This window comes from Gemmobacter sp. 24YEA27 (assembly GCF_030052995.1).
Lineage (GTDB): Bacteria > Pseudomonadota > Alphaproteobacteria > Rhodobacterales > Rhodobacteraceae > Pseudogemmobacter.
Map to the genome: position 1 here is coordinate 2905690 of NZ_JASJPW010000001.1, position 23823 is coordinate 2929512.

General features: G+C 60.6%; 26 protein-coding genes, 3 tRNA genes and 1 pseudogene. 14 read left to right on the top strand and 16 right to left on the bottom strand.

The window, feature by feature from the left end:
- Nucleotides 1–54: 54 nt before the first annotated feature.
- A complete protein-coding gene (locus QNO18_RS14465; RefSeq protein ID WP_283178239.1) occupies nt 55–1449 on the top strand; it encodes a M20/M25/M40 family metallo-hydrolase in 1395 nt (464 codons plus the stop codon).
- Nucleotides 1446–1910, top strand: coding sequence for a GNAT family N-acetyltransferase (locus QNO18_RS14470; protein ID WP_283178240.1), 465 nt, complete (start codon nt 1446–1448; stop codon nt 1908–1910). The genes QNO18_RS14465 and QNO18_RS14470 overlap by 4 nt, the downstream gene beginning before the upstream one ends.
- 129 nt (nt 1911–2039) lie before the next feature.
- Here the strand turns inward: QNO18_RS14470 and QNO18_RS14475 are convergent.
- The 3 genes from QNO18_RS14475 to QNO18_RS14485 form a co-directional block, all read right to left on the bottom strand.
- A tRNA-Asp gene (locus QNO18_RS14475) sits at nt 2040–2116 on the bottom strand.
- A gap of 32 nt (nt 2117–2148) precedes the next feature.
- Nucleotides 2149–2224: transfer RNA gene (locus QNO18_RS14480), tRNA-Asp, on the bottom strand.
- Between the two features lie 129 nt (nt 2225–2353).
- Nucleotides 2354–3292, bottom strand: a complete 939-nt coding sequence (locus tag QNO18_RS14485) for a pirin family protein (protein WP_283178241.1) — start codon at nt 3290–3292, stop codon at nt 2354–2356.
- A 271-nt stretch (nt 3293–3563) separates the two neighbouring features.
- Between QNO18_RS14485 and QNO18_RS14490 the strand changes: the two genes are divergently transcribed.
- Nucleotides 3564–3639: transfer RNA gene (locus tag QNO18_RS14490), tRNA-Val, on the top strand.
- A 187-nt stretch (nt 3640–3826) separates the two neighbouring features.
- Here the strand turns inward: QNO18_RS14490 and QNO18_RS14495 are convergent.
- The 4 genes from QNO18_RS14495 to QNO18_RS14510 all read right to left on the bottom strand — a co-directional run bounded on the left by QNO18_RS14495 (nt 3827) and on the right by QNO18_RS14510 (nt 5617).
- The gene (locus QNO18_RS14495) at nt 3827–4021 is read right to left on the bottom strand and encodes a hypothetical protein (protein WP_283178242.1); all 195 of its coding nucleotides are present in this window, start codon (nt 4019–4021) and stop codon (nt 3827–3829) included.
- A gap of 256 nt (nt 4022–4277) precedes the next feature.
- The gene (locus QNO18_RS14500) at nt 4278–5060 is read right to left on the bottom strand and encodes an SDR family oxidoreductase (RefSeq protein WP_283178243.1); all 783 of its coding nucleotides are present in this window, start codon (nt 5058–5060) and stop codon (nt 4278–4280) included.
- 113 nt (nt 5061–5173) lie between these two features.
- Nucleotides 5174–5341, bottom strand: coding sequence for a hypothetical protein (locus tag QNO18_RS14505; RefSeq protein ID WP_283178244.1), 168 nt, complete (start codon nt 5339–5341; stop codon nt 5174–5176).
- 30 nt (nt 5342–5371) lie between these two features.
- The gene (locus QNO18_RS14510; protein WP_283178245.1) at nt 5372–5617 is read right to left on the bottom strand and encodes a hypothetical protein; all 246 of its coding nucleotides are present in this window, start codon (nt 5615–5617) and stop codon (nt 5372–5374) included.
- A 392-nt stretch (nt 5618–6009) separates the two neighbouring features.
- On the opposite strand from QNO18_RS14510, the gene QNO18_RS14515 reads away from it, so the two are divergent.
- Nucleotides 6010–6351, top strand: coding sequence for a helix-turn-helix transcriptional regulator (locus tag QNO18_RS14515; protein WP_283178246.1), 342 nt, complete (start codon nt 6010–6012; stop codon nt 6349–6351).
- 37 nt (nt 6352–6388) lie between these two features.
- On the opposite strand, the gene QNO18_RS14520 is transcribed toward QNO18_RS14515, so the two are convergent.
- Nucleotides 6389–6784 carry a hypothetical protein gene (locus tag QNO18_RS14520; RefSeq protein ID WP_283178247.1) on the bottom strand — a complete coding sequence of 132 codons (396 nt, stop codon included), beginning with the start codon at nt 6782–6784 and terminating at the stop codon, nt 6389–6391.
- Between the two features lie 193 nt (nt 6785–6977).
- On the opposite strand from QNO18_RS14520, the gene QNO18_RS14525 reads away from it, so the two are divergent.
- Nucleotides 6978–7598, top strand: coding sequence for a hypothetical protein (locus QNO18_RS14525; protein ID WP_283178248.1), 621 nt, complete (start codon nt 6978–6980; stop codon nt 7596–7598).
- A gap of 169 nt (nt 7599–7767) precedes the next feature.
- Nucleotides 7768–8199 carry a VOC family protein gene (locus QNO18_RS14530; protein ID WP_283178249.1) on the top strand — a complete coding sequence of 144 codons (432 nt, stop codon included), beginning with the start codon at nt 7768–7770 and terminating at the stop codon, nt 8197–8199.
- Nucleotides 8200–8410: 211 nt separating this feature from the next.
- Here QNO18_RS14530 and QNO18_RS14535 read toward each other — a convergent pair whose 3' ends face one another.
- The 7 genes from QNO18_RS14535 to QNO18_RS14565 all read right to left on the bottom strand — a co-directional run bounded on the left by QNO18_RS14535 (nt 8411) and on the right by QNO18_RS14565 (nt 13183).
- A complete protein-coding gene (locus tag QNO18_RS14535) occupies nt 8411–8602 on the bottom strand; it encodes a hypothetical protein (protein WP_283178250.1) in 192 nt (63 codons plus the stop codon).
- Nucleotides 8603–8779: 177 nt separating this feature from the next.
- On the bottom strand, nt 8780–9508 hold the full coding sequence (gene istB / locus QNO18_RS14540; protein ID WP_283177605.1) for an IS21-like element helper ATPase IstB: 729 nt from the start codon (nt 9506–9508) through the stop codon (nt 8780–8782).
- Nucleotides 9508–11007 (bottom strand): IS21 family transposase, encoded by a 1500-nt coding sequence (gene istA / locus QNO18_RS14545; protein WP_283177606.1) that lies wholly within the window; start codon nt 11005–11007, stop codon nt 9508–9510. The genes istB and istA overlap by 1 nt, the downstream gene beginning before the upstream one ends.
- Before the next feature lie 98 nt (nt 11008–11105).
- Nucleotides 11106–11555, bottom strand: a complete 450-nt coding sequence (locus tag QNO18_RS14550; protein WP_283178251.1) for a hypothetical protein — start codon at nt 11553–11555, stop codon at nt 11106–11108.
- A gap of 109 nt (nt 11556–11664) precedes the next feature.
- Nucleotides 11665–12123 carry an acetyltransferase gene (locus QNO18_RS14555; protein ID WP_283178252.1) on the bottom strand — a complete coding sequence of 153 codons (459 nt, stop codon included), beginning with the start codon at nt 12121–12123 and terminating at the stop codon, nt 11665–11667.
- 83 nt (nt 12124–12206) lie between these two features.
- A complete protein-coding gene (locus QNO18_RS14560; protein ID WP_283178253.1) occupies nt 12207–12974 on the bottom strand; it encodes an alpha/beta hydrolase in 768 nt (255 codons plus the stop codon).
- A gap of 74 nt (nt 12975–13048) precedes the next feature.
- Nucleotides 13049–13183, bottom strand: coding sequence for a hypothetical protein (locus tag QNO18_RS14565; protein ID WP_283178254.1), 135 nt, complete (start codon nt 13181–13183; stop codon nt 13049–13051).
- A gap of 527 nt (nt 13184–13710) precedes the next feature.
- Between QNO18_RS14565 and QNO18_RS14570 the strand changes: the two are divergent.
- A pseudogene (locus QNO18_RS14570) lies at nt 13711–14157 on the top strand (transposase); the annotation flags it as partial.
- 165 nt (nt 14158–14322) lie between these two features.
- Here QNO18_RS14570 and mnmH read toward each other — a convergent pair.
- Entirely contained in the window at nt 14323–15366 is a 1044-nt protein-coding gene (mnmH, locus tag QNO18_RS14575; protein ID WP_283178255.1) for a tRNA 2-selenouridine(34) synthase MnmH, read from the bottom strand.
- A gap of 222 nt (nt 15367–15588) precedes the next feature.
- Between mnmH and QNO18_RS14580 the strand changes: the two genes are divergently transcribed.
- The 7 genes from QNO18_RS14580 to QNO18_RS14610 all read left to right on the top strand — a co-directional run bounded on the left by QNO18_RS14580 (nt 15589) and on the right by QNO18_RS14610 (nt 23340).
- The gene (locus QNO18_RS14580) at nt 15589–16761 is read left to right on the top strand and encodes a Xaa-Pro peptidase family protein (RefSeq protein WP_283178256.1); all 1173 of its coding nucleotides are present in this window, start codon (nt 15589–15591) and stop codon (nt 16759–16761) included.
- 161 nt (nt 16762–16922) lie between these two features.
- A complete protein-coding gene (locus QNO18_RS14585; RefSeq protein WP_092898183.1) occupies nt 16923–18527 on the top strand; it encodes an ABC transporter substrate-binding protein in 1605 nt (534 codons plus the stop codon).
- A 78-nt stretch (nt 18528–18605) separates the two neighbouring features.
- The gene (locus tag QNO18_RS14590) at nt 18606–19613 is read left to right on the top strand and encodes an ABC transporter permease subunit (RefSeq protein ID WP_092898185.1); all 1008 of its coding nucleotides are present in this window, start codon (nt 18606–18608) and stop codon (nt 19611–19613) included.
- The gene (locus tag QNO18_RS14595; protein ID WP_283178257.1) at nt 19610–20512 is read left to right on the top strand and encodes an ABC transporter permease subunit; all 903 of its coding nucleotides are present in this window, start codon (nt 19610–19612) and stop codon (nt 20510–20512) included. Before QNO18_RS14590 ends, QNO18_RS14595 begins: the two co-directional genes overlap by 4 nt.
- Before the next feature lie 4 nt (nt 20513–20516).
- Nucleotides 20517–21365 carry an ABC transporter ATP-binding protein gene (locus tag QNO18_RS14600; RefSeq protein WP_283178258.1) on the top strand — a complete coding sequence of 283 codons (849 nt, stop codon included), beginning with the start codon at nt 20517–20519 and terminating at the stop codon, nt 21363–21365.
- On the top strand, nt 21349–22203 hold the full coding sequence (locus tag QNO18_RS14605) for an ATP-binding cassette domain-containing protein (RefSeq protein WP_283178259.1): 855 nt from the start codon (nt 21349–21351) through the stop codon (nt 22201–22203). Before QNO18_RS14600 ends, QNO18_RS14605 begins: the two co-directional genes overlap by 17 nt.
- Nucleotides 22204–23007: 804 nt before the next feature.
- Nucleotides 23008–23340, top strand: coding sequence for a hypothetical protein (locus QNO18_RS14610; protein ID WP_283178260.1), 333 nt, complete (start codon nt 23008–23010; stop codon nt 23338–23340).
- The last annotated feature ends 483 nt before the right edge of the window (nt 23341–23823 follow it).

Genomic DNA, 23823 nt, shown 5'->3' on the forward strand with positions numbered 1-23823 from the left:
ACAGTTGCGCCCGGTCCTGGCAGGTTTCCTCAACATGACCCGGGAGAGACCGCGATGAGCGCCGCCGACACCAACAATCACCTGGACCAGATCCTTGCAGGGATCGACAGGGCCCTGCCCGACGCGATTGAGCGCCTGAAAGAGCTTTTGCGCATTCCCTCGATTTCGACCGACCCCGCCTGGAAAGCCGATTGCGCCCGCGCCGCCGACTGGCTGGTCGCCGATCTGCAGAGCCTTGGCTTTGAGGCCAGTGCCCGCCCGACGCCGGGGCATCCGATGGTGGTCGCCCATGCCGGCGAGGGACCGCGCCATATCCTGTTTTACGGCCATTACGATGTGCAGCCGGTGGATCCTCTGGCGCTGTGGCACCGCGATCCCTTTGATCCTGTTGTGGAAAGCACCCCCAAAGGCGATGTGATCCGCGGCCGTGGCACCTCGGATGACAAGGGCCAGCTGATGACCTTTATCGAGGCCTGCCGCGCCTGGAAGGCCGTGAATGGAAGCTTGCCCTGCCGCATCACCATTTTCCTTGAGGGCGAAGAGGAATCCGGCTCGCCCTCGCTGATCCCGTTCATGCAGGAAAACGCCGCCGAACTGACCTCGGATATCGCGCTGATCTGCGACACGTCGATGGTCTCGCCCGGCGTGCCCTCGATCGCGGGCCAGCTGCGGGGGATGCTCAAGGATGAGTTCACCCTGCACGGGCCAAAGATCGACCTTCATTCCGGCCATTACGGCGGCCCGGGCCTTAACCCTTTGCGCGAAATCGCAAAACTCATCGCGAGCTTTCATGACGACCAGGGCCGCGTCGCGGTCGCGGGCTTCTATGAGGGCGTGCATGAGGTCCCGTCCGAGCTGAAACGGCAATGGGAACTGAGCGGCTTTGACGAGAAGGATTATCTCGAATCGGTCGGCTTCACCGTGCCGCATGGCGAGGCCGGCTATACGACGCTGGAACAGCAATGGGCGCGTCCGACGCTGGAGATCAACGGGCTTTGGGGCGGCTATCAGGGTGCCGGCTCAAAAACGGTGATTCCCGCCGAGGCCCATTGCAAGATCACCTGCCGCCTCGTGGGCGATATGGACCCCGATGATCTGCGCCGGAAGGTCCGCGCCCATGTCGAGGCCCGCCTGCCGAAGGACGCGAAGATCACCTGGGATAACAATCTCGAAGGCTCGCCGGCGGCGGTGATGAACACCGACCGCCCGGAATTCGAAGCCGCGCGCGTTGCACTGTCCGACGAATGGAACCGCGAGGCGGTGATTGTCGGCATGGGCGGCTCGATCCCGATTGCGGGTTTTTTCAAATCCGTGCTCGGGATGGATGCCATGCTGATCGGGTTCGCGAATGACGATGATGCGATCCATTCGCCGAATGAGAAATACGATGTGAAAAGTTTCCATAAAGGCATGCGCTCCTGGGCGCGCGTGCTGGATCGCATCGCATGAGCGGCGCCGTCACGAAAAAAGCGCCGGAGATTCGCGATCTGACAGCGGCGGATGAAGCCGCCTGGCGCGGCATCTGGGACGAATACCTGACCTATTATGAGGTCAGCCTCGCCCCCGAGGTCACCAGCCATACCTGGTCACGCCTGATGGACCCCGCCGCACCGCTGAACGGAAGGGTGGCGGTGCAGGACGGTCGCCTGCTCGGATTCGCGCTTCACCTGACACATGGCTCGACCTGGGTGATCGGCGAGGATTGCTACCTCGAAGACCTCTGCGTCACCGAAGCGGCGCGGGGTGAGGGAATCGGCCGCGCGCTGCTGGAGGACCTGGTCGCGCTTGCGCGGGAGAGAGGCTGGAACCGGCTCTACTGGCATACGAATGAGACAAACGCGCGCGCCCGGGCGCTCTATGATACATTCGTGCAAAGCGACGGGCATATCCGCTACCGAATGCGCCTCTGACGGCGAGGGATGCCTCTGGCGGGAGTATAAAGGTCAGGAGGAAATGCCAATTTCCTCCTGATACGAATACGCAAAGCAGCCCGGAATGGGCTGTTTATTTGTATCTTTCAGGAGAAATTATATACGAAATGGCGCGGTTGACGGGGCTCGAACCCGCGACCCCCGGCGTGACAGGCCGGTACTCTAACCGACTGAGCTACAACCGCGCTATCGTCCCTGTTCGCATCCGGAAAGCAAGTGGCGCGGTTGACGGGGCTCGAACCCGCGACCCCGGCGTGACAGGCCGGTACTCTAACCGACTGAGCTACAACCGCGCTTTTGGTCTCTTGCTTCCCCGGCGAACCGGGTGTGGGGGCTAGATACCTGGGGTCGCCCCCCCCGTCAAGCGGCGGAATGAGGAAATTTCACCTTGTCCGCCAATACCTCGATTTTTCGTCAAAAAATCATTTTTCCGGCGCGGGGATGAACTCCTGGTCATCCTGCGGCGGCAGGCGGAAGCGGCCATGGGCCCAGTCCCCTGCCCGCCAGGCCTCTTTCGCGGCATCAATCCGGTCTTTCGACGAGGCGACAAAGTTCCACCAGATATAGCGCGGCCCATCCATCGTCGCGCCGCCCAGCAGCATGATCCGCGCGCCCTGAGCGCCGGCTTTCACCGAAACCCGGTCGCCTGGGCGGAACACCAGCATCCGTCCGGCCTCAAAAACCTGACCGCCCTGTTCGACCTCGCCGGTCAACACATAGACGCCACGATCCTCATGATCATCGGGCAACGGAATTGACGCGCCCGGAGCCAGCACAGCATCCGCATAGAAGACCTCCGAAGGCATTTCGAGATCCATCCGCGCGCCCCAGGCATGACCAAGGATCAGACGCACCTGTTTGCCCTCGCCCTCCAACTCCGGCAGCCGCGACTTTTCGACATGGATAAAGTCTGCGGGATCATCCTCGCGGTCCTTCGGCACGGCAAGCCAGGTCTGGAGGCCAAACATGGTCAGGGGCGCGCGCCGCGCCGCGCCGTCGGTGCGTTCGGAATGGGTGATGCCATGGCCCGCCATCATCCAGTTCACCGCGCCCGGCTCAATCCACTGATCGGTGCCGAGGCTGTCGCGGTGATGGAGACGCCCCTTCATCAGATAGGTCACGGTCCCAAGCCCGATATGGGGATGCGGACGCACATCGATCCCCTCCCCGGTCAGGAATTCGGCAGGGCCCATCTGATCAAAGAAGATGAAAGGCCCCACCATCTGACGCTGGGCCGAGGGCAACGCCCGGCGCACCTCGAAACCGCCAAGGTCACGCGCCCGCGGAACAATGACGGTCTCGATGGAATCAACCTGATTGCCGACAGGGATCGAAGGGTCGAGGGCGGGGTTCCAGCTCATGGCTTGCCTCCTGGGATCTGGCGCGGGGTCTGGCGCGTCTGTGAAGGGCCTGCACGACCTGCGCTGTCTTTGCGCCGGCCCATGCAGTCCCGGTCTGAAGACTAGTCGCCTTTTCGCAGCATTTCACCCTTTGCATCCTGCGGCATGGCTGTTCAAAAACGCACAATAAACGGCCAGACCCACCCCTTGAGTGACCAGCCGAACAACCACCCCGCCTGTTGCGTAAATCCCTTGCGTCCAGGCCGTGTCCGGGTTAGGTCCCCGGCGGGGCGGGCGGTTAGCTCAGTTGGTAGAGCGCTTCGTTTACACCGAAGATGTCGGGGGTTCGAGTCCCTCACCGCCCACCATATTTCCGAGCACTTTATGGCATATTTTACAGCGCCTTAGAGCGCATTCTCGGGCTGCCGGACATCTTCGGAAATACCCCGAAGATGTCACGCGGTCACCGCGCGGTCACCAGATTTTGGAACGGATCCGCTGCCACGGTCACCAGCCCCTGCCCGAGGTACTGCTCGAATCGAAGCCCGGCCCGCGTCACAGGCTGAGTACCAGATTCATCCGAACCACGGTCTCGCGCCCTTCACTGGCACTCGCGAGCGCCACCACGAACTCGCGCAGGCTCCTGCCCGCTTGCGGCGTGGTATCGCCTTCGATCTGCCACTCGACAAGCTGCGGCATCGCCAAAGTCACAGTGGCCCATGTCGCGCCGTCGATTTTGCTCTTCGTCATTGTTTTGGCTCCTGCTCTGCCTTGATTTAAGAAGGAAAATTAGCAGGTTGACGGGATGGCGCACAAAATAGGGCTGTGCGGTTTGCCGGGCATATGTAGCAGTTCAGGGACAATGGCTACGGCAAGGTACGGGGTGCCCCCGGCGAGCATCTGCATCGTCTACACGCGCTACACTTCGCAATGGGTCCGCTATGGCGGACAAAGCTGCCGTTTGATCTAAGGCCTGCGCAGCCGACATGCTATCTGCTGATGACCCTCATGCCATGTAGCCGCCGTCAAGTATCATCGGGCTTCCAAGAGCGAAAGAGGAGGCATCAGAGCAGAGCCACAAGACACCATTTGCGACTTCAGCAGGCGTTCCAAGGCGACCGATTGGCTCCTGGCCGAGGATCCGGGCACCAATCTCTTCGTTTTTCTTGATGTAGTTCTGAACCAGAGGGGTTCCGATCCAGCCCGGACATATAGCGGTAATGCGAATGCCATCCTTGGCGTGTTCGAGCGCGGCGCTTCGGGTCAGGCCAAGAACGCCATGTTTGGCTGCGGCATAGGCCCCTCCACCAGTTAAGGGGTAACCCCGAAGACCATCGACGGATGAATTATTCACGATCACGCCATGGCCGGCCTTCAGCATCACGGGTAACTGGTGACGCATACACAGAAAAACAGATGTCAGATAGCCGGTGATTGTCTTCCCCCATGCTTCCTCGCTCATGCTCGCTATAGGTGACATCTTTCCGCCGCTGCCCGCATTATTGAACGCATAGTCGAGGTGACCGTGGTCTCTGGAAATCGTGGTGATTAGCCGTTCCACATCGCGCCCGCTAGTGACATCGCAGGCGATCCAACTTACTCGCCCAACATCGGCAAGCCCCAACAAAGCCTGTTGCGCTCGCTTTTCATTGCGGCTGGCAATGACAACGGTAGCGCCCTCATGCGCGAAAGCCTGAGCAGTCGCCAGACCAATCCCCGTGGTGCCCCCCGTCACCAGCGCGACTTTTCCTTTCATTTCGGGATATCGTCTTGGTGTAACATCAGCCATCGTTGCCATCATCCCCTCGCGCGTTTCCCGATCTGCTATGAGGCTACACATCCAGCTGACCGTCCGCTATAAGCTCAAAACGTCGATCTGCCCCGCCCCCATTCATCTGCCCGTCATCTGTTCCACCATTTCCACCACCACCAAATGGCAGCACCAAGGAGCCACAGAGCACCACCGAGCAGGGCGATGATCGCCAGCAGCGGCTGAATTATGAAGAGACAACCGAAGGTGAGCAAGATAGCGCAGATGGCGAGAATCAGGCGGAAATTGTCGGGGCTCATGGGTTGGGATCCTGATCAGCCGGGGCGGCATTAGTTTAAGCTCAGACCAAAATACCGGGCGAGACAAACGGCCAGAACAATTAGGAAGCCGACCGCCATGAGAGCAAGATCGCTGTCGATATCTTGCGAGATGACACACCACAGTGCGAATATCATCCACATCTCGTCGCCGACCGGCACCCATAAAGGCAGCTCAAAAACTGGCAGCCATTCGGGACGCTCCCATTTCGCGGGATCCAGCCGCTGTAGCCATGTGAACTGTTCGGTTGCGTTCACCCCGCTTTCCCTCTCAGCTTGCATTCATAGGCGCGGCTGGAAAGGTGAGACTGGCGGGTACGATCTGGCTGCACTGCCATCCCCGCCATCCCTACCACGGGGATCCACATGATTGTTTCGCGGGTCTGGCTCGCGCGCCGGTCGGCCTCCTCCTGCCGCTGCAACTCTGCATGGACAGTTTTGCACGGCCAGACGGACGGATGCGGACCTGCGGCTGCGGCCTTCTGGTTCGCCGGGACGCAGCCCGACAGGGCAGCTGCCGCACTTATCACCAGCCATTTCATCGCCTTCATGCCGGATATCTCCAATAATCAGAACTACACTTCAATTTTTCAGAAAATTCAAAGCATGATCGATTTATGCTGTCAATCTATGAAGCCTAATCCGGCATCATGGACAGCGATCTCAAAACCTATATCGCGCAGCAGGTGCGGACACATCGCAAGGCGGGTGGCATGCGGCAGACCCGGCTCGCCGAGGCAATCGACCGCACCGCCGAGGCGATATCGAACATCGAGCGGGCGAAATCGCTCCCGGCACTCGACACCCTGATGGCCATTGCTCAGGCGCTGAAGGTGCCCCTGCGGGACTTTTTCCCCGAGGCCGGGGCGGTGGAGAACAAGAGCCCGAACCGGATGCGGCTGGAAGCCGAGGCAGCGGCACTGCTGCGCGGGCTGAGCGACGAGCGAATGAAGATCGCGCTGAGCCAACTCAAGGCGCTCGACAGCGCCTGAACGTGGGGCCGCTATGCGGGACGAAGCAGACGGTCGCTCAACGTGTAGCTTTGTCGCGGAGCAGATCATGCATCCACGGGGACACTTTCCAACGATCTGCTTCAGGTGCGTCATTTGCCGCCCAATACCAGACTTGGGAAGCATGGATGCTGAGGTTCTCGGACAGCCGAACAAGGAACTCGTTCCACCGAGGATCGGTTGACAAGTCGTTACCGTCTGCGAACGCTTGAATGATCATATCCGCCAGTGTGAAGCGGATGTCCTCGTCTAGGGACACTTCGTCATACAGCGCGAGATAGGTATCTAGATGCGAGAAATCGGCAACCTCGAAAGGCCAATCTTGTTGGGTTCCGTCGAGCGGATGATCAAGCCTTTTCGACAAGAACTCGATGGACGGGCCTGTCCAATAGCGCTCAGGGAACGGCGGATGCATGTCGTACCTATACCATCAACACTAGGTGACGTTGTATCGTTCAGCCAATGACTGCAATGGGCTCTTCGCGTCGATCTGACCGCGTGATCGCCGCTGCGGCGCTGGACCGCGCCAGCCGTGGTGGCTATGCAGGACATTGCGGACGATCAGGTAAGCCGTCATCCTCCGCTTACAGTGACGTGAAGGGATGCCAGTGAGCGACTTGCTTGCGAAAGCTATTCAAACAGCAGCAAAAGGAAGCGGCTGGACCGTGAAACGGGATGTGCTTTCAAAGCGTATTGATGACCACCTTCTCGCCGTCCATCCCCGAAGGGGATCGATAGGACGGATCGAGTTCCGGGCGAAGCCCGCCGCTTGGGACTACATGTTATGGTCAATCCTTCAGATTGAAGGGAATGATCTGCAGCCTACGAGCTTTCATTTCACCGGAGCCTTTACCTGTGACAGTCCCGCGCTACTTCAGCAAGATCTGGAACCATCTGCATCACATGAGCAATTTGCTCGCGAGATGGTCCAGCTTGCGAAGCGCATCCCGCATATGGTGAGCCTGTGGCAGGAATATGATCTAGCCCGCGCGATTGCAGACGAAAGACCGCAGGAACCGTATCGCTATCATATGACCCGAGTTGTGGAGCGGATCTGTTGCGGAGATAGGCAAACTGCTTCTAAAATATGTGATGCCGCACGGCAGGGAGAGCTGGACCTCCGCGGCTTTTTCTCTTCGACCGACAAGCTCACACCACCGGACGCGAATGGCCGCAGGCAAAGCCTATCGTTCTTCGATCTAGCGCGGCTATGGATGAACCGCCACTGACCGCAAAGGGCTCTGAACGTCGATCCTGACGGCTTGGCACCGCCAGCCGCGCTGGACCAGGGCGGCGGTGGCAGCTATGCGGACTATGCGGTCGTTTGACCTGCCCTTTTTCTTGACGTGCGGCCATTATAAGGTGCGCACCACGCTTCATTCAGGGTTATGTTAACACATGCAAACACCAACCGATTTCGAATGGTCGCCGTTGATCCCCGAACTCGCATGTGTCGACTTGGCAGCAAGTCTACATTTCTACGTTGATGTCGTGGGTTTCTGCGTCGCCTATGATCGCCCAGAGGCAGGCTTCGCATTTCTCGCGCTTGGCCGATCACAAGTTATGCTTGAGCAGGTGAACCTGACCCGCCCGCAAGATCACTGGGTTACCGGAGAACTAACACATCCCTTCGGTCGCGGAATCAACTTCCAGATTGAGGTCGACGATGTGGAGCTCCTCAATGACCGACTTGCAAAAGCAGAAATCGAATTGTTCGAACCGATCTCGGACGCGCGCTATCGCGTCAGGGGCGGTGAACGTCTGCAGCGCCAATTGCTTGTGCAAGATCCTGACGGCTACCTGCTTCGCTTCTGCCAAGCGCTCAACTGAACGCGCTAATCTATGAGCGCCGTTGGCGAGGCCAACCGGCAGCTAAGGGCTCGAAACGACGATCCGGTCGCTCCGCCCCCGCCCGAGGCTGGAGCGTGCCAACGATAGAAAGCTGTAGGCAAGACCTGCCTCAAGCCGTCGCTCTCGGTGCAGTGGTATCTATACTCCTCCGCAGCTGCACCCGGCACGGTAGAGGGGGCTACATCCCCCTTCACTGCGCCACCGTGACCCGCCAACTTCCTGTCTCAAAAGCCCCGTCGCAGGCGATGCACCAGTCGACATAGCCGATCTCGATGCCAAGGGTGGCAGCGATCCGGTCATGTGGCAGGTCGACCTCCTCGCCGCTCCGGATATCGGTGAGACGGTAACGCGGGGCCACCGGACGGGGCACGGAGAGGTCCACAGGAGCCCCCTCTCGGCCCGGCGCAGCCATGGATGCGGTCACCATGTCAATCGGCATCCAAACGGGCCCCCTGATCGGCGTCCAAAAGTAACCCCTTCGGCGCGCGGGTGAGCAGGCCCGTGGCGGCGTAGCTTTTCAGCTTGCGCAGCCGACGCGGGCCTGCGTTTTGGAGGGTGTTCAGACTCGGGTTTTGATGCGCCAACTGTCGTTGCCGGTCTCGACGATGTCGCAGTGGTGGGTGAGCCGGTCGAGCAGCGCGGTGGTCATCTTTGCGTCCCCGAAGACGGTCGGCCACTCCCCGAATGCGAGGTTGGTGGTGACGATGACGGAAGTCTGCTCATAGAGCTTGCTGATCAGATGGAACAGCAACTGGCCTCCGGATTGGGCGAATGGCAGGTATCCGAGTTCATCGAGGATAACGAAGTCGAGCCGCATCAGATGTTCTGCAAGCCGGCCCGCCCGTCCAGCACGGGCCTCGGCCTCCAGCCTGTTCACCAGATCGACGACATTGAAGAACCTGCCCCGGGCACCATTGCGGATGACCGCGCGCGCGATGGCCACAGAGATATGGGTCTTGCCGGTCCCCGTGCCACCAACCAGCACGACATTGCGCTGTTGGCTGAGGAACTCCCCGCTGGCCAGATCTCGCACCAGGGTCTCGTTGATCGGGGTGTCATCGAAGGTGAACTCCTCGATCTCCCGGGCATAGGGCAGCTTGGCGGTGGTGATCTGGTATTTGACCGACCGCGCTTTCTTCTCGTTGATCTCGGCGGCCAGAAGATCTCCAACGATCTGGCGGGGTTCATGCTGGCGGCGCACAGCCACCGCCATGAGTTCATCATAAGCGGCGCGCATCCCGTAGAGCTTCAGCTCGCCCATTGCGGCCATGATGTCAGCACGATCCATCAGCTGGCCCTCCGCAGCAGGTCATAACGGGCGCAGTCCGCCACCGGTTCGTGGGTCAGGCGCAAGGCCGGGGAGGTCAGCAGGAGAGGCGGCGGTTCGGGATCGCGCCTGCGGGATATAATATTGAGGATCACATCGGCAGAATGGACACCTTGCGAGAGGGCTTCGGCGCATGCCTTTTGCACCGTAGGCATCCCTTCCGTCAGCACGGCGCCGAGGACCTTCACCATCTGGCGGTCGCCATCTGATGAGCCCTGCAGCTTACGGCGGATCTGTTCGAGAGCTCCGGGAAGAACCCAATCCTTGAACGGTGCGCCGTTACGCAGCGCTCCGGGTTTACGAAGCAAAACAGGCACATAATGCCAGGGATTGTAGACCGTTCGGTCTCGGCCGAAGTGGCGCGGGTGGTCTCCGACCAGTCGGCCCTCCTGCCGGATCTCGATCCGCTCAGCATAGGCCCTGATCTCGACCTGCCGCCCGACAGCCGTTGCCGCAACCGAGTATTTGTTATTGTCGAAGCGCACGAGGCAGGTCTTCGACACCGCCGCAGGCAGCGAATGGAACCCGTCGAAGCGCCCGGCATAGGGAACAAGGTGTGGGCGCTCTTCCTGGAAGACCTGCCAGACGGTTTTGTCCGTCAGCTCCGGATGCTTGCTGGTTCTGGCCGAGGCGATGCACTTGTCCAGCAGCCAGGCATTCAGTTCCTCGTAGCTTTTGACCCTGACGCGCGGCGCGAAGAACCGCTGGCGAACTGTGCCAACTTGGCTCTCCACCTGGCCTTTCTCCCAACCCGCAGCAGGGCTGCAGGCAACAGGTTCTACCAGATAATGGCTGACCATCTGTAGGAACCGACGATTGTAGAGACGCTCTTTGCCGGTGAAGATGGTCTCCACCGCTGTCTTCATGTTGTCGTAGATCCCGCGGGTGCAGGTGCCCTTGAAGAAGGCGAAGGCCCTGTCGTGGGCATCGAACAACATCTCCTGCGTCTCGCGAGGATAGGCCCGCACGAAGAACATCCGGCTGTGACACAGGCGAACATGAGCCACTTTGATGGTGGTCGTCGCCCCATCAATGACCACAACCTCGTGGCTCCAATCGAACTGATAGGCTTCGCCGGGCGCAAAGCTCAGAGGCACGAAAGCGGAAGAGGCACCCCAGCTCTGATTGCGCGCCCAGTTCGAGGCGTAGCGGCGCACCGCGTCATACCCACCTTCATAACCGAGACCGCTCAGCTCTTCGTAGATCTGTGTCAGAGACTGCCGTTCCCGGCTGGCCCGCGCGGCGTTGACCTCAAGCAGCCGGTTGAGTTCACCCAGCCAGGCACCCAGCTTCGGGCGCGGCTGCACCGTCCGGGTATAGGTGAACTCGGTAATCCCGGTGCGGACCACCTTCCGCACCACCTTCTTCGACAGCTTCAGGTCACGGCAGATCGTCTTGATCCCCTTGCCCTCGGTGAAATGTAGCCGCCTGATTTTTGCTATTGTCTCCACGATCAGCATCCCGTGCTCGGCCTCCGATAATCATCGAAGGCACAATGGACCCAACCCCCGGTCGGTGGGGTCCCTTTTGGACGCCGATCACCCCAGAAGCGGGGTCCTTATTGCAAGCCGTTCAACACCCCGGGCAGGTAATCCCGCAGCGCCTTGCCGGTGAACCAGCCGTCGAGCATTCCCTCGACAAGGATCTGCGCCGAAATCGCCGGATCAAGCGCGAGGTCGTAATCCGCCGCCAACCGGCCGCCCAGACCGAGCTCACGATCTGCGCGCTGATAGTTCTCGCGCCAGGTGAGCTGGACATAGCCCCGGCCATAGGGCGCCTTGCCGGTCTGATCGACCACGCCGTATTTCTTACCCTTGCCCCGGCCATATTCCCGGATCGGCTGCATGGTGTGGGCAGTCTCGTGATAAGCGGTCGCAAGGATATAGGCGCGGAAACTGCGCGGCAGGGTCGTGGTGGCGGCAAGGATGGCGTTGAGGCCATCAACCTGCGCCTGTTTCAGGCTGCCGCCGAACAGCGGACGGATCGCGGCAAAGAATGCCTCGGTCATGTCGTTCTCCATGATGGATGTGAAAAAGCCCGGCGCGGCGGCCGGCATGATGAGAAGCGGATTGCGCTTCAGGTGTGGCGAGGGTCAGCTATGCGGACAGAGCGGACGCTCACATGTGCGACTGATATCGTAGGTGAATAAGGGGGTAAGGTCTTCCTTGCCCATCATGGGAAGATCGTCCCGTGCGGACGAACCCGATATGCTCGTAGAACCCGAGCGCCTCTGTATTTTGCTCGTTCACATCGGTCGTCAGTTCAGAGTGTGCCGCGACTGCTCGTGAAATCAAAGCTCTGCCAACCCCATTGCCATGTTGATCCGGGTCGACAAACAGGGCCTCCAGATGCCCCGCATGCAGAAACATGAAGCCTTGCGGCATCCCCGTTGCATCCGCAGCAAGCACCAGGCTCAACTTTGGAAATAACTCCAGAACTTCGACCTCAATTGCCAGTCTGTCGAGGGGCGCAAGAAAGTGATGGGTGGCGTCGACAGACCGGCGCCAAATCTCCATGACGCGCGGCAAGTCCTGATCTGTTGAAGGTCTGAAAATAAGCATGCTGTCTGATACCATGTATTTCCGACTGACCGCAAACGGCTCTTGCGCTTCAGGTGATGCAAGGGTCAGCTATGCGGACGAAGCGGACGGATGCGGCGTCAACCTTTAAGAAACTGCCGCAAAAGTTCTGCGAACTCTTTACGGGCATCAATGTGGACAGAGTGTCCCGCATGAAGCTGCGCGAACTTGGTGCCGCTCCGCCGCTCCGCCATTGCCCTCAACTCGGTGGCATCACAGATGCGGCTTTCGCTACCCGAGATAACAAGTGCCGGGCATTGGCTTTGCAGCCAGCTGTTCCAATGGTCGCCATTGGTCGCCCGCTCTGACACCAGAAACTCCGCTGGATCGAAATTGAGCGCCCACCCTTCGGGAAGGCGGTGGATGGAATTCTGTAAATATGGGGAAAGGCGGGTGCCGAGGCGCTCCTCAAGGGCTTCACGCAAACGAAACACACCGCCCCAACTCGCGACATAAGGCGATGAATCGTCCTGAATATTCACACCTATGTCTTCGATGACCATCGCGGACACGCGTTCAGGATGTGCCGCCGCGAAGTGATAGGCGACAATCCCACCAAAAGAGTGGCCAATGACCGGGACTGGTCCAGTGATGGACAGATGGTCCAGAAGTGCCTCCACATCAGAAACATAGGCTGGCATGCTATGCCGTGCAGCGTGCTCGGTTTCACCAAAGCCCCGCTGATCCAGAGCAATCACACGCCATTCAGGGGCAAGGTCTTCTGCAAGCATGGAGAAATCAGACCCGCCCATCCAATGCCCGTGAAGCGCAATAATGGGCTTTCCTGCCCCTCCTGCATCGAGAAATGAAAAAACCAAACCATCATGTTCGAAGCTATGTCTGCGCATGAATTCACCTTTCGTTCCGCCACCTTTTAAAGGCGCCCGTGTTCTTGAGCAATGACCGCAAAGGGCTCAAAGCGTCACCCCCGCCTGCTGGCCCACCGCTCTACCATCGCCCCGGCGCCACGCGGGCCCAGATAGGACAGGACCGCGATCAGCCCGACCGTGACCTCACGCGACAGGCCCATGTAGGCGCCGAGGGCATCCCCGGCCATTCCGCGTCACGAACTGGATCGTGTCGAGCTGCAAGCTGGGTGTGAGGAGCCGGCGCGGGAGCCGGACGGGATATAGGCAAAAATACCTGCGCAATCTCGCCGTCTATCCTCGCAGCGGCATTACAGCTCTAAAGCCACATAGTGAGTAACCGATTGAAAAACTGTTGTTTAATCAGTTGGCGGCGTTAGCCGCATGTCGCGTAAACAGTTGTGTCATTGAGATTTTACGAGTTATGCGGAATTGACCGCTGAAGCCCGTCGGAGCGAGAGCCCGTCGGGCTTTCGTATTTTTGCTGTGCGGGCGCCCCGCCATGCAGATGCTGCGATACAGTTTCCGGATCAAACCCCCCGATTTCCGCCATATTCTTCAATAGATCCACAACCTCTGCCGTTCTCTGTCTAAGCCCTGCCAGCGATCACGGCTCACCCCGCCCCCAGAGCGGGGTGAGATATCACGGCCTCAGCTGCAACTTCTCCAACTGCGCCTCGATACGGCTGATCCCACTCTGGATGCTGCGCAGATCGGATTGCCGGATCTGCTGGCACAGATCCCGGCGGAGGAACAGATCGGCAGCGTCACCGCCGATGGCATCTATGATACCAGGGGTTGTCACATCGCTATCGCGGCCCGAGGTGCAGATGCCGTTATCCCGCCCCGCCGGAATGCCCGGGACTGGAAGGGACATGATCCCGGCCTGCAGGCTCGCAACGAAGCCCTGCGCGCCTGCAAGCGCTTCGGACGGACCAACTGGAAGAAATGGCCCGGATATCATCGACGAAGTCGCATCGAGGCCAAGATGAGATGCGTCAAGATCCTCGGCGAGCGCATCATGGCGAAAGACTTCGACAGGCAGGATGCTAAGGTCCTGATCCGGATCGCACTCAGGGACCGCTTCACATCACCCGGCACGCCCGAGACCGTCCGCAGGCGCCGAAGATACCAGGAAAAGGGACAAGTCCAGCCTCATCCCTAATAGCGCAAAAAAGCTTGCTGCTTTGTCCCGAATTATGACGAAATCTGGCAAGCAGTTGTGATTGTACAGAAAATGTCAGGAATCGACAGGACTGGGATATAAGGCAGCAGAGGAGGTCTGCCGCGACCCCATGGGGATGCGAGACCGGGAGCGCGCCTGCACCTGCTATATGCGCTGCACTTCTTCGGCCAGACTGTCCGCTGCGGCAAGCAGCCCCGCCGGATCGAGACCTGGCACAAAGACCCTGTGGCGGGCCATGCCGCTTCTTGCCCGGTGTTTCGCATAGCGCGGGTCGTAATGGGCTGCGATCAGCGCTTCTGACAGCGCCACATAATCCGCCCGCCCGGCAAGCATATGCCATTCTGCGACCCGCTCAGCCGGATGGAACGGGCGCAGCTGATCGATGGTCGCGCTGAGCCGGTCATGATCGGCCGTCAGGTCGCTATAGGCACTGGCAAGGTATCTTGCCCGTTCCTGCGGCGGCACATCAAGCTCGATCCTTGGCGCCGCACACATCGCTTTCCACAGCTGTGACGGAAGCCGGCATTGACCGATAGCCGAGCTTTCGGCCTCGACAACAACAGGGCGGCTGGGGTCGAGATCACTCAATGCCTGGGCGATGCGTCCCTCGAACATCCGTTGCGACGGCTGAAGGCCCCGGCTGCCAAACAGCGACCCCCTGTGGTTCGCCATGGCTTCAAGATCAATGGTCTGGATGCCGCGCAGCGCCAGCAGCTGCAGGAGTTCGGTCTTGGCCGATCCGGTATTGCCATCAAGCAAGATGATGCGTGACGGGGGCGCGGCCTCCAGCGCGCGCACCACCAACCCGCGCCAGGCCTTGTAGCCGCCGGCAATGATCTCCGCCCGCCAGCCGATCTGCGACAGGATCATGGCCATCGAACCGGAGCGTTGACCGCCGCGCCAGCAATAGAGCAAGGGCCGCCAGCCGCCCGGCCTGTCGGCAAGCGGCCCTTCGAGATGGCGCGCGACATTGCGTGAAATCAGCGCCGCGCCAAGTTTGCGCGCCTCGAAAGGAGCGACCTGTTTGTAGATCGTGCCGACGCGGGCGCGTTCCTCATCATCGAGGACAGGAAGGCTGATGGCTCCGGGCAGGTGATCGGCCGCAAATTCTGACGGCGACCGAACATCGATGACGTTGTCGAAGCCCTGTCTTATAAGATCATGAAGTGAGTTCAGCTTGATGGCCATGCGGCAGCGTTATTCCATATCCTGCGCCTGGAAAAGACGCCATCAGCCCAGGCGTGAAGAAGGGGATGCGTTGCCCCCCGCAGGCAGATGATAGGCGAGACCCGGGTCAGGGCCGGCAAACCGCCTGTCCTGACCGAAATTCCGCCGTGACCGGCCGCCGCTCTTGCTCCGCGCCGAAAGGCAAGGGACAAAGGTGGCAGATCAGCCGGGGAGTGACAGAAGATGAGCTTTGACAGGGCGCTTGACGGATTTCGTCCGGTTTCGGTTCCGGCAATTGGCGGCGCGGAATATGCGGCGCGGGTCGGGGCTTTGCAGGCGCGGATGCGGGCGGCGGAAATCGGCGCGGTCTGGCTCGATGCCTCGTCCTCGCTGAGCTATTTCCTCGGTCATAGTCTTGGCCTTTCAGAGCGGATCCACGGGGCCCTGATCCCCGCCCGGGGCGCGCCGGTTCATATCAGCCCTACCTTTGAAGAGCCGAAGCTGCGCGCGTTGTTGCGCGAAGACGGGCCTATAACCACCTGGCAGGAAGACGAAGACCCCTACGCGCTGATCGCAGCCGAGGTCGCCCGGATCGCGGGTGAAGGCGCGGTCCTGGCGCTTGACCCCGCAACGCCCTGGCTGTTCGCGGCGCCTCTGCAAGCCGCGATGGCGGGTCGGATCACGGTGGCGAAACCGCTGATCTCGGCCTTGCGCCAGGTAAAATCTGCAGCCGAGATCGCCATTATCCAGACTGCAATGGAGGCCAGTTATCAGGTCCAGAAAGCCGTCTGGCAGAACCTGCGCGCCGGGATATCGACCACCGAGACCTGCGCTTTCATCTCGGCCGCGCATAAGGCGCTCGGGGTAAAACCGCTTTTCGCGGCGGCACAATTCGGCGCGGCCACTGCTTATCCGCATGGCGTGCCCGAGCCGCAGATCCTCACTGAGGGCGATATGGTTCTGATCGATATGGGAGGGGTTTTGCACGGATATTGCTCAGATATCACCCGCAGTTACGTCTTCGGCACGCCAAGCGCGCGCCAGCGGGAGCTATGGCACCATGAAGATGCGGCCCATGCGGCGGCTTTTGCGGCAGCCCGGATCGGAGCCCCCTGCGAAGCCGTGGATCTCGCCGCGCGCGACAGCCTGACCGCTGCCGGTTTCGGCCCCGGATACGCGGTTCCCGGCCTGCCCCACCGCACCGGACACGGGCTTGGGATGGACATTCACGAGGACCCCTTTATCGTCAGAGGCAACCGGACTCCGCTCGCCCCCGGCATGTGTTTTTCAATCGAACCGATGCTCTGCCTTTACGGCGAATGCGGCATCCGGCTGGAGGATATTGCCTGGATGGCGGAAGACGGCCCGCGCTGGTTCTGCCCGCCATCAGTCAGCCTGGACCGGCCTTTTGACTGAATGCTGACAGGCCCGTCATTCTGTCAGGAATTTCGTTCGCTTTTCGGCCAAATAAAGTGGAACATCGACATTCTGGCGATGTATGCAAACAGAATACAGTCCGGACATTTGGCACGAATCCGGAACAAAAAACCGTCAACAGTGAGTGAAAGGAACCACTTATGAAGCTTCTCTCGCGCAGCCTGATTGCTGCCTCGGCGCTGGCGCTCAGCGCCGCAGCGCCCGCCATGGCGAAAACCTTCATCTATTGCTCGGAGGCCTCGCCCGAGGGCTTCGATCCGGCCCCCTATACCGCCGGCACCACTTTTGACGCCGGCGCGCACCCGGTTTACAGCCGCCTCGCCGAATTCAAGAAGGGCACAACCGAAGCCGAACCGGCGCTCGCAGAGTCCTGGGATGTGTCGGAAGACGGCACCGAATATACTTTCCACCTGCGCAAGGGCGTGAAGTTCCATTCGAACGACAAATTCACCCCGACCCGCGATTTCAACGCCGATGACGTGATCTTCTCCTTCGAGCGTCAGTCCAGCGCCGACCACCCCTGGCACCAGTATATCCCCGGCATTACCTACGAATATTACACCTCGATGGATATGCCGAACCTGGTGAAATCGGTCGAGAAGGTCGATGATTACACCGTCAAGGTGACGCTGAACCAGCCCGAGGCCCCCTTCATCGCCAATATCGCCATGCCCTTCATGTCGATCGTGTCGAAAGAATATGCCGATGCGCTGGACGCCGCCGGCACCCGCGAAGATTTCAACAATCTGCCGATTGGCACTGGCCCGTTCAAATTCGTGGCCTATCAGAAAGATGCTGTGATCCGGTATCAGAAAAACGCCGATTACTGGGGTCCTGCCCCGCTGATCGACGATCTGGTCTTCGCGATCACCCCGGATGCGGCCGTTCGTCTGCAAAAGCTGAAGGCCGGTGAATGCCACCTGATGCCGTTCCCGGCGCCCGCCGATCTGGCAGCAATCGCGGCTGATCCGAACCTCAAGCTGGACGAACAGGCTGGCCTGAATGTCGGCTACCTCGCCTATAACACTACGCTGGCGCCCTTCGACAATCCGAAGGTCCGCAAGGCGCTGAACATGGCGATCAATAAGGAAGCCATCGTCTCGACCGTGTTCGAGGGCCATGCAGAGCCCGCCAAGAACCCGATCCCGCCGACCATGTGGTCCTATAACAACGCCATCATCGATGACCCCTATGATCCTGAAGCCTCGAAGAAGATGCTTGAGGAAGAGGGCGTCTCGGGTCTCTCGATGGAGATCTGGGCGATGCCGGTGCAGCGGCCCTATATGCCGAATGCCCGCCGCACCGCCGAGATGATGCAGGAAGACCTGTCGAAAGTCGGCGTCAAGGCCGAGATCGTCTCGTATGAATGGGGCGAATATCTCGACAAGTCGATGGAGCCGGGCCGCAAAGGCGCCGTTATCCTTGGCTGGACCGGCGATAATGGCGACCCCGACAACTTCCTCTCGGTTCTGCTGAGCTGCGCCGGTGCGGCACCTGGCGGTGCGAACCGCGCCTTCTGGTGCAACGAGGATTTCTCGGCATTGCTGCAAAAGGCCAAGGTCACGTCGGACCAGGCCGAGCGCACCAAGCTTTATGAAGAGGCCCAGGTCATCTTCAAGGATCAGGCGCCCTGGTTCACCATCGCCCATTCGACGCAATATGTGCCGATGAGCAACAAGGTGACCGGCTTCGTACAAAGCCCGCTTGGCGATTACACCTTCGACACTGTCGATATCGCCGAGTAATCAGCCCGGAACTCTCCACCCGGACGCGCGGGAAGGCCAGGCCTTCACCGCGCGTCTCTTTCAGGGGCAAAGAGGCGTATGATCCGTTTCATCCTTTCGCGACTTTTGTATCTGGTGCCGACCTTCCTTGGCATCACCATCGTAGCCTTCTCGTTCCCGCGTTTACTTAAGGGCGATCCGGTGCTGCTGATGGCGGGCGAACGTGGCGTCTCGCCCGAGCGCCATGCCGAGATCTCGGCGCAGCTGGGATTCGATAAGAACATCGTCCTGCAATATTTCGATTTCGTCGGGCGGCTGTTTCAGGGCGATTTCGGCAATTCGCTGGTGACGAAAAAGCCGGTCCTGTCTGAATTCCTGACGCTTTTCCCCGCAACGATTGAGCTTGGCTTTGTCGCCATCGTACTGGCAACGCTGGTCGGCGTGCCGATTGGCGTGCTGGCCGCGATCAAACGCGGCTCATGGTTCGATCAGCTGTCGATGTCTGCGGCGCTTGTGGGCTTTTCGATGCCGATCTTCTGGTGGGGCCTGCTGCTGATCATCGTCTTCTCGGGCAATCTTGGCTGGACGCCGGTCTCGGGCCGGATCTCGCTGATGTATTTCTTCCCCAATGTCACCGGATTCATGCTGATCGACAGCCTGCTTTCGGGCCAGAAAGGCGCCTTCGCCTCGGCTTTGCATCACCTGATCCTGCCCTCCATCGTGCTGGCCACGATCCCGCTGGCGGTGATCGCGCGGCAGACGCGGTCTGCCATGCTGGAGGTGCTGGGCGAGGATTACGTCCGCACCGCCCGCGCCAAGGGGATGCCGGCGCGCCGGGTGATCGGCGTCCATGCTTTGCGCAACGCGATGATTCCGGTCGTCACCACCATCGGCTTGCAGATCGGGGTATTGCTGGCGGGCGCGATCCTGACCGAGACGATCTTCTCCTGGCCGGGGATCGGCAAATGGATGATCGATTCCATCTCGCGCCGTGATTATCCGGCAGTGCAGTCGGGCCTTTTGCTGGTCGCGGGCGTCGTCATGCTGGTCAATCTGCTGGTCGATCTGACCTATGGCCTCATCAATCCGAGGATCCGCAACAAATGAGCGACACTTTCGTCAAACTCACCGATGCGCAGATCCGTCGCCGGATGCTGGCCGAATTCTGGTTCTATTTCTCGCGCAATCGCGGCGCGGTGATCGGACTTTGCGTCTTTGTGCTTCTGGTGCTGATGGCCTGCTTTGCCGATCTGATCGTGCCGCACAGCCCGACCATGCAATATCGCGGGATGGAGAAACTGCCGCCCGCCTGGGCTGCGGGCGGCAATTCCGACTTCTGGCTCGGGACCGATGCCGTTGGCCGCGATATGCTGTCGCGCCTCATCAAGGGCTCGCAATATTCGATGTTCATCGGGGTGGTCGTGGTTTCCATCGCGCTGGTCGGAGGCATTGTGATCGGGCTGATCTCGGGCTTTTTCGGCGGCTGGGTCGATGTGGTGATCATGCGGGTGATGGATGTGATCCTTGCCTTCCCGTCCTTGCTGCTGGCGCTAGTGCTGGTCGCCGTGCTGGGGCCGGGGCTGACCAATGCGATGATCGCCATTGCCATCGTCTATCAGCCGCATTTCGCGCGGCTGACCCGGGCGGCGGTGATGTCAGAGCTGAAGCGCGATTATGTCTCGGCGGCGCGGGTCTCAGGGGCAGGCAATCTGCGGCTGATGTTTAAGACAATCCTGCCGAACTGTCTTGCCCCCCTGATCGTCCAGGCGACGCTGTCGTTTTCCTCGGCGGTGCTGGATGCTGCAGCACTTGGTTTCCTCGGCATGGGGGCGCAGCCGCCGACCGCCGAATGGGGCACCATGCTGGCCGAGGCGCGGGAATTCATCCTGAGCCATTGGTGGATCGTGACCTTCCCGGGCCTTGCCATCCTGATCTCGGTGCTGGCGATCAACCTGATGGGTGACGGGCTGCGTGACGCGCTTGATCCGAAACTGAAGCGGAGCTGAGACGATGGCGATATTGAAAATCCGCAATCTGACGGTCCGTTTTGCCACCTCGACCGGCTCTTTCACCGCCGTCGACGGCATCGATACCCAGGTCGACCGCGGCGAGGTGCTGGCCATCGTCGGCGAGAGCGGCTCGGGGAAATCGGTCTCGATGCTGGCGGTGATGGGGCTTTTGCCCGACACCGCTACCATCACCGCCGATGAGATGAGCTATGACGGCCACGACCTTTTGCATATGACAAAGGCCGAACGCCGCCAGCTGATCGGGCGTGAGATCACGATGATCTTCCAGGAGCCGATTGCCTCGCTGAACCCGTCCTTCACGGTCGGGTTCCAGATCGAAGAGGTGCTGCGTCTTAACCTCGGCATGTCGCGCCGCGAGGCCCGCGCCCGCGCGCTGGAGCTGTTCCGCCAGGTCGGCATCCCCCAGCCCGAGGAAAAGCTGACCTCCTATCCGCATCAGATGTCGGGCGGGCAATGTCAGCGCGTGATGATCGCCATGGCGATTGCCTCGAAACCGCGCCTTTTGATCGCGGATGAGCCAACGACCGCGCTCGATGTGACGATCCAGAAGCAGATCCTCGATCTGTTGATGGATCTGCAGGAGGAATACGGCATGGCGCTGATCCTGATCACCCATGATATGGGCGTGGTCGCGGAAACCGCCGACCGGGTGGTGGTGCAATATCAGGGCAAAAAGATGGAAGAGGCCGATGTGCTTTCGCTGTTCGAGGCCCCGAAGCACCCCTATACGCGGGCGCTCCTTTCGGCTCTTCCCGAGAATGCGACCGGCGACCGGCTGCCGACCGTCTCTGATTTCTTCGGGGGGCTGTGCGATGAGCGTGGTTCTTGAAGGTCGCAACATCACCCAGGACTATCATATCGGCGGAGGCCTGTTCGGCGCCTCAAAGACAGTCCAGGCGCTGAAAGGCGTCAGCTTTTCGGTGGAAAAGGGCAAGACACTGGCGATTGTCGGCGAAAGCGGCTCGGGCAAATCGACCCTGGCGCGGATCATCGCGCTGATCGACGCCCCCTCTGGCGGGGATCTCCTGATCGAGGGCCAGCCGGTCGATATCGCCCTGAAGCGCCCCGATCCGGTGCTGCGCTCCAAGGTTCAGATGGTGTTCCAGAACCCCTATGGCAGTCTCAATCCGCGCCAGAAGATCGGCTCGGTGCTGATGGAGCCGCTGGTGATCAACCGGCCGGCGATCGCAGCCGAAGAACGCCGCGCGCTGGCCGAGGCGATGCTGGTCAGGGTTGGCCTTGGCCCCGAGCATTTCAACCGCTTTCCGCATATGTTCTCGGGCGGGCAGCGGCAGCGGATCGCGATCGCGCGCGCGCTGATGCTGAACCCGTCGCTGCTGGTGCTGGATGAACCGGTTTCTGCGCTGGATCTGTCCGTACAGGCGCAGGTGCTGAACCTCCTCGCCGATCTGCAGGAGGAATTCGGGCTCACCTATGTTTTCGTCAGCCATGACCTGTCTGTGGTGCGCTATATTGCCGATGATGTGATGGTGATCAGCCAGGGCCTGGCGGTGGAACAGGGCACGCGAGAGGCGGTTTTCGCCAATCCGGCCGATGCCTATACCCGCCAGCTTTTCGCCGCGACCCCGGTCACCGATGTCGAGGCAATCCGGGCACGGGTGGCAAAGCGCCAGGCCGCGCGCGAGGCGGCAGGCGCCCCGCGCTGAAGCACTGCCCGGATTAATGCCGGCCGCGCCCCGGCAGATCCCCTGGGGGCGCAATCCGTGCGCTTATAGCTATCCCCCGCTGCTGTGGTCGCGCTGACCGCCCTGCCCCCTCCCGATGACGCCGGGGCGGCAGCAGATTGCCGGCGGGGGAGCCCATCACCCGGGGAGGCAGACGCCTAGCCTGGTGCCCCCATTTTTCTGCGTTTCATGCGAGCAGGTAGCAAAAGGACATCGTACGGCGACCGCGCGGCATCCCGCGCTCTGACTGACTGCGCCCGGCCTTCGGACGCGGGATTTCCCGAGGGTTGCAGATACCTGCCCGGTGAGCTTTTGGCATAATTCTGTTCCACTTGTGTGAAGATCCGTGGCCGATCTCTCGCCATATGGGCGAGATGATCGGCCAGCGTCTGCGCTCTCGTATTAAAGCAACTGAGAGTGGTGCAGGCTGGCCCCCGAGGCCAGGCTCACGCTCCGGGTGCAGAGAATTTGCGCATGAGATGAGCTGGCCAGATAGCGGCGCGCCCGCGAAGCGTTCAGAGCGTCGGTCTGCCGACTTTACCATCTCTCGACCATCGCGGCAGTGCCGCATGCGAGAAGAGAAAATGACACACAGCCTGCCCCCCTGCTGCCGGGTGGAAAGGCAAGTCGAAGTGCCCGGACGGGCGAGAAGTGATGCGATCCTGAGCCAAACAGAAAAACGGATGAAATGGCCAGATTGTCGCCACATTGTAACCACAATACCCAGACGATACTCAACCCACAGTTGGTTACCGAGTCTTAAGCAATACCTAAGAGGAGGATGCCATGTTTCTTGTCTCACTGACCGCCGCAACCCTTGCCGGAGCTTTCGCAGCCGGAGCCGCCTATTGCCTCGGATCTGATATCTTTGGCATTGTCGTGACCTATGCAATCGCGGGCAACATCACCTTTGCAGCCATCATTGCCATGCTCACGTCCGGCGCCCACACAAGCGATATCGACTTCCAGCAGCAAGCGGAACTTGATCTTCTTGCGATGAAACTGGACCTCATGCGCCAGAATGAAAGCGGGAAACGCGTAAGCCTGTTCCGCCAGGAGCGTCAGGGTCATAAGCGCAGGTCCCGGGTGATTCCCCGGCCGATACGCTCTGTGAACTGAGTGCCCATGCGACCATCGGGCCAGGGATGAGCGCGCTTTGCGCCAAACCTTCCCGAGGTCGATGATTGGCCAGGGGGGCATGAGCGGGCATCAAAAGCCATCGCATTCTCCCCTTTGCCACCAGCGTCATGATAGCTGTGTCGACTGGCACCTGCCTGCCCCCGCAGAAAACCGCACCGGTGCCACCCGCAGCTCCACAGGTTTTTCGACGGGGCGGAAACGGAGTTCAAGAGTACCGCTACCACTTTTCCCGCCTGCAGTGGGAAAAGCGGGACCTTCGGGCTGATGCTGATCGCTCGCCATGAAGTCACGGATAATATGCCGCGCGGCAGCAGCTGACCGCCGTGGCCCGCCCTGCCCCCCGCGGTCGGGCGAGGTCAGCCCCGCCCGATAGTTGCCGCCGGATGCGCCCTGAGCCTCTGCGGCGGTATGCGCGCAGACACGCCAGAGATCAGGTGGACCCCCGGGGCGACACCGGCGCCC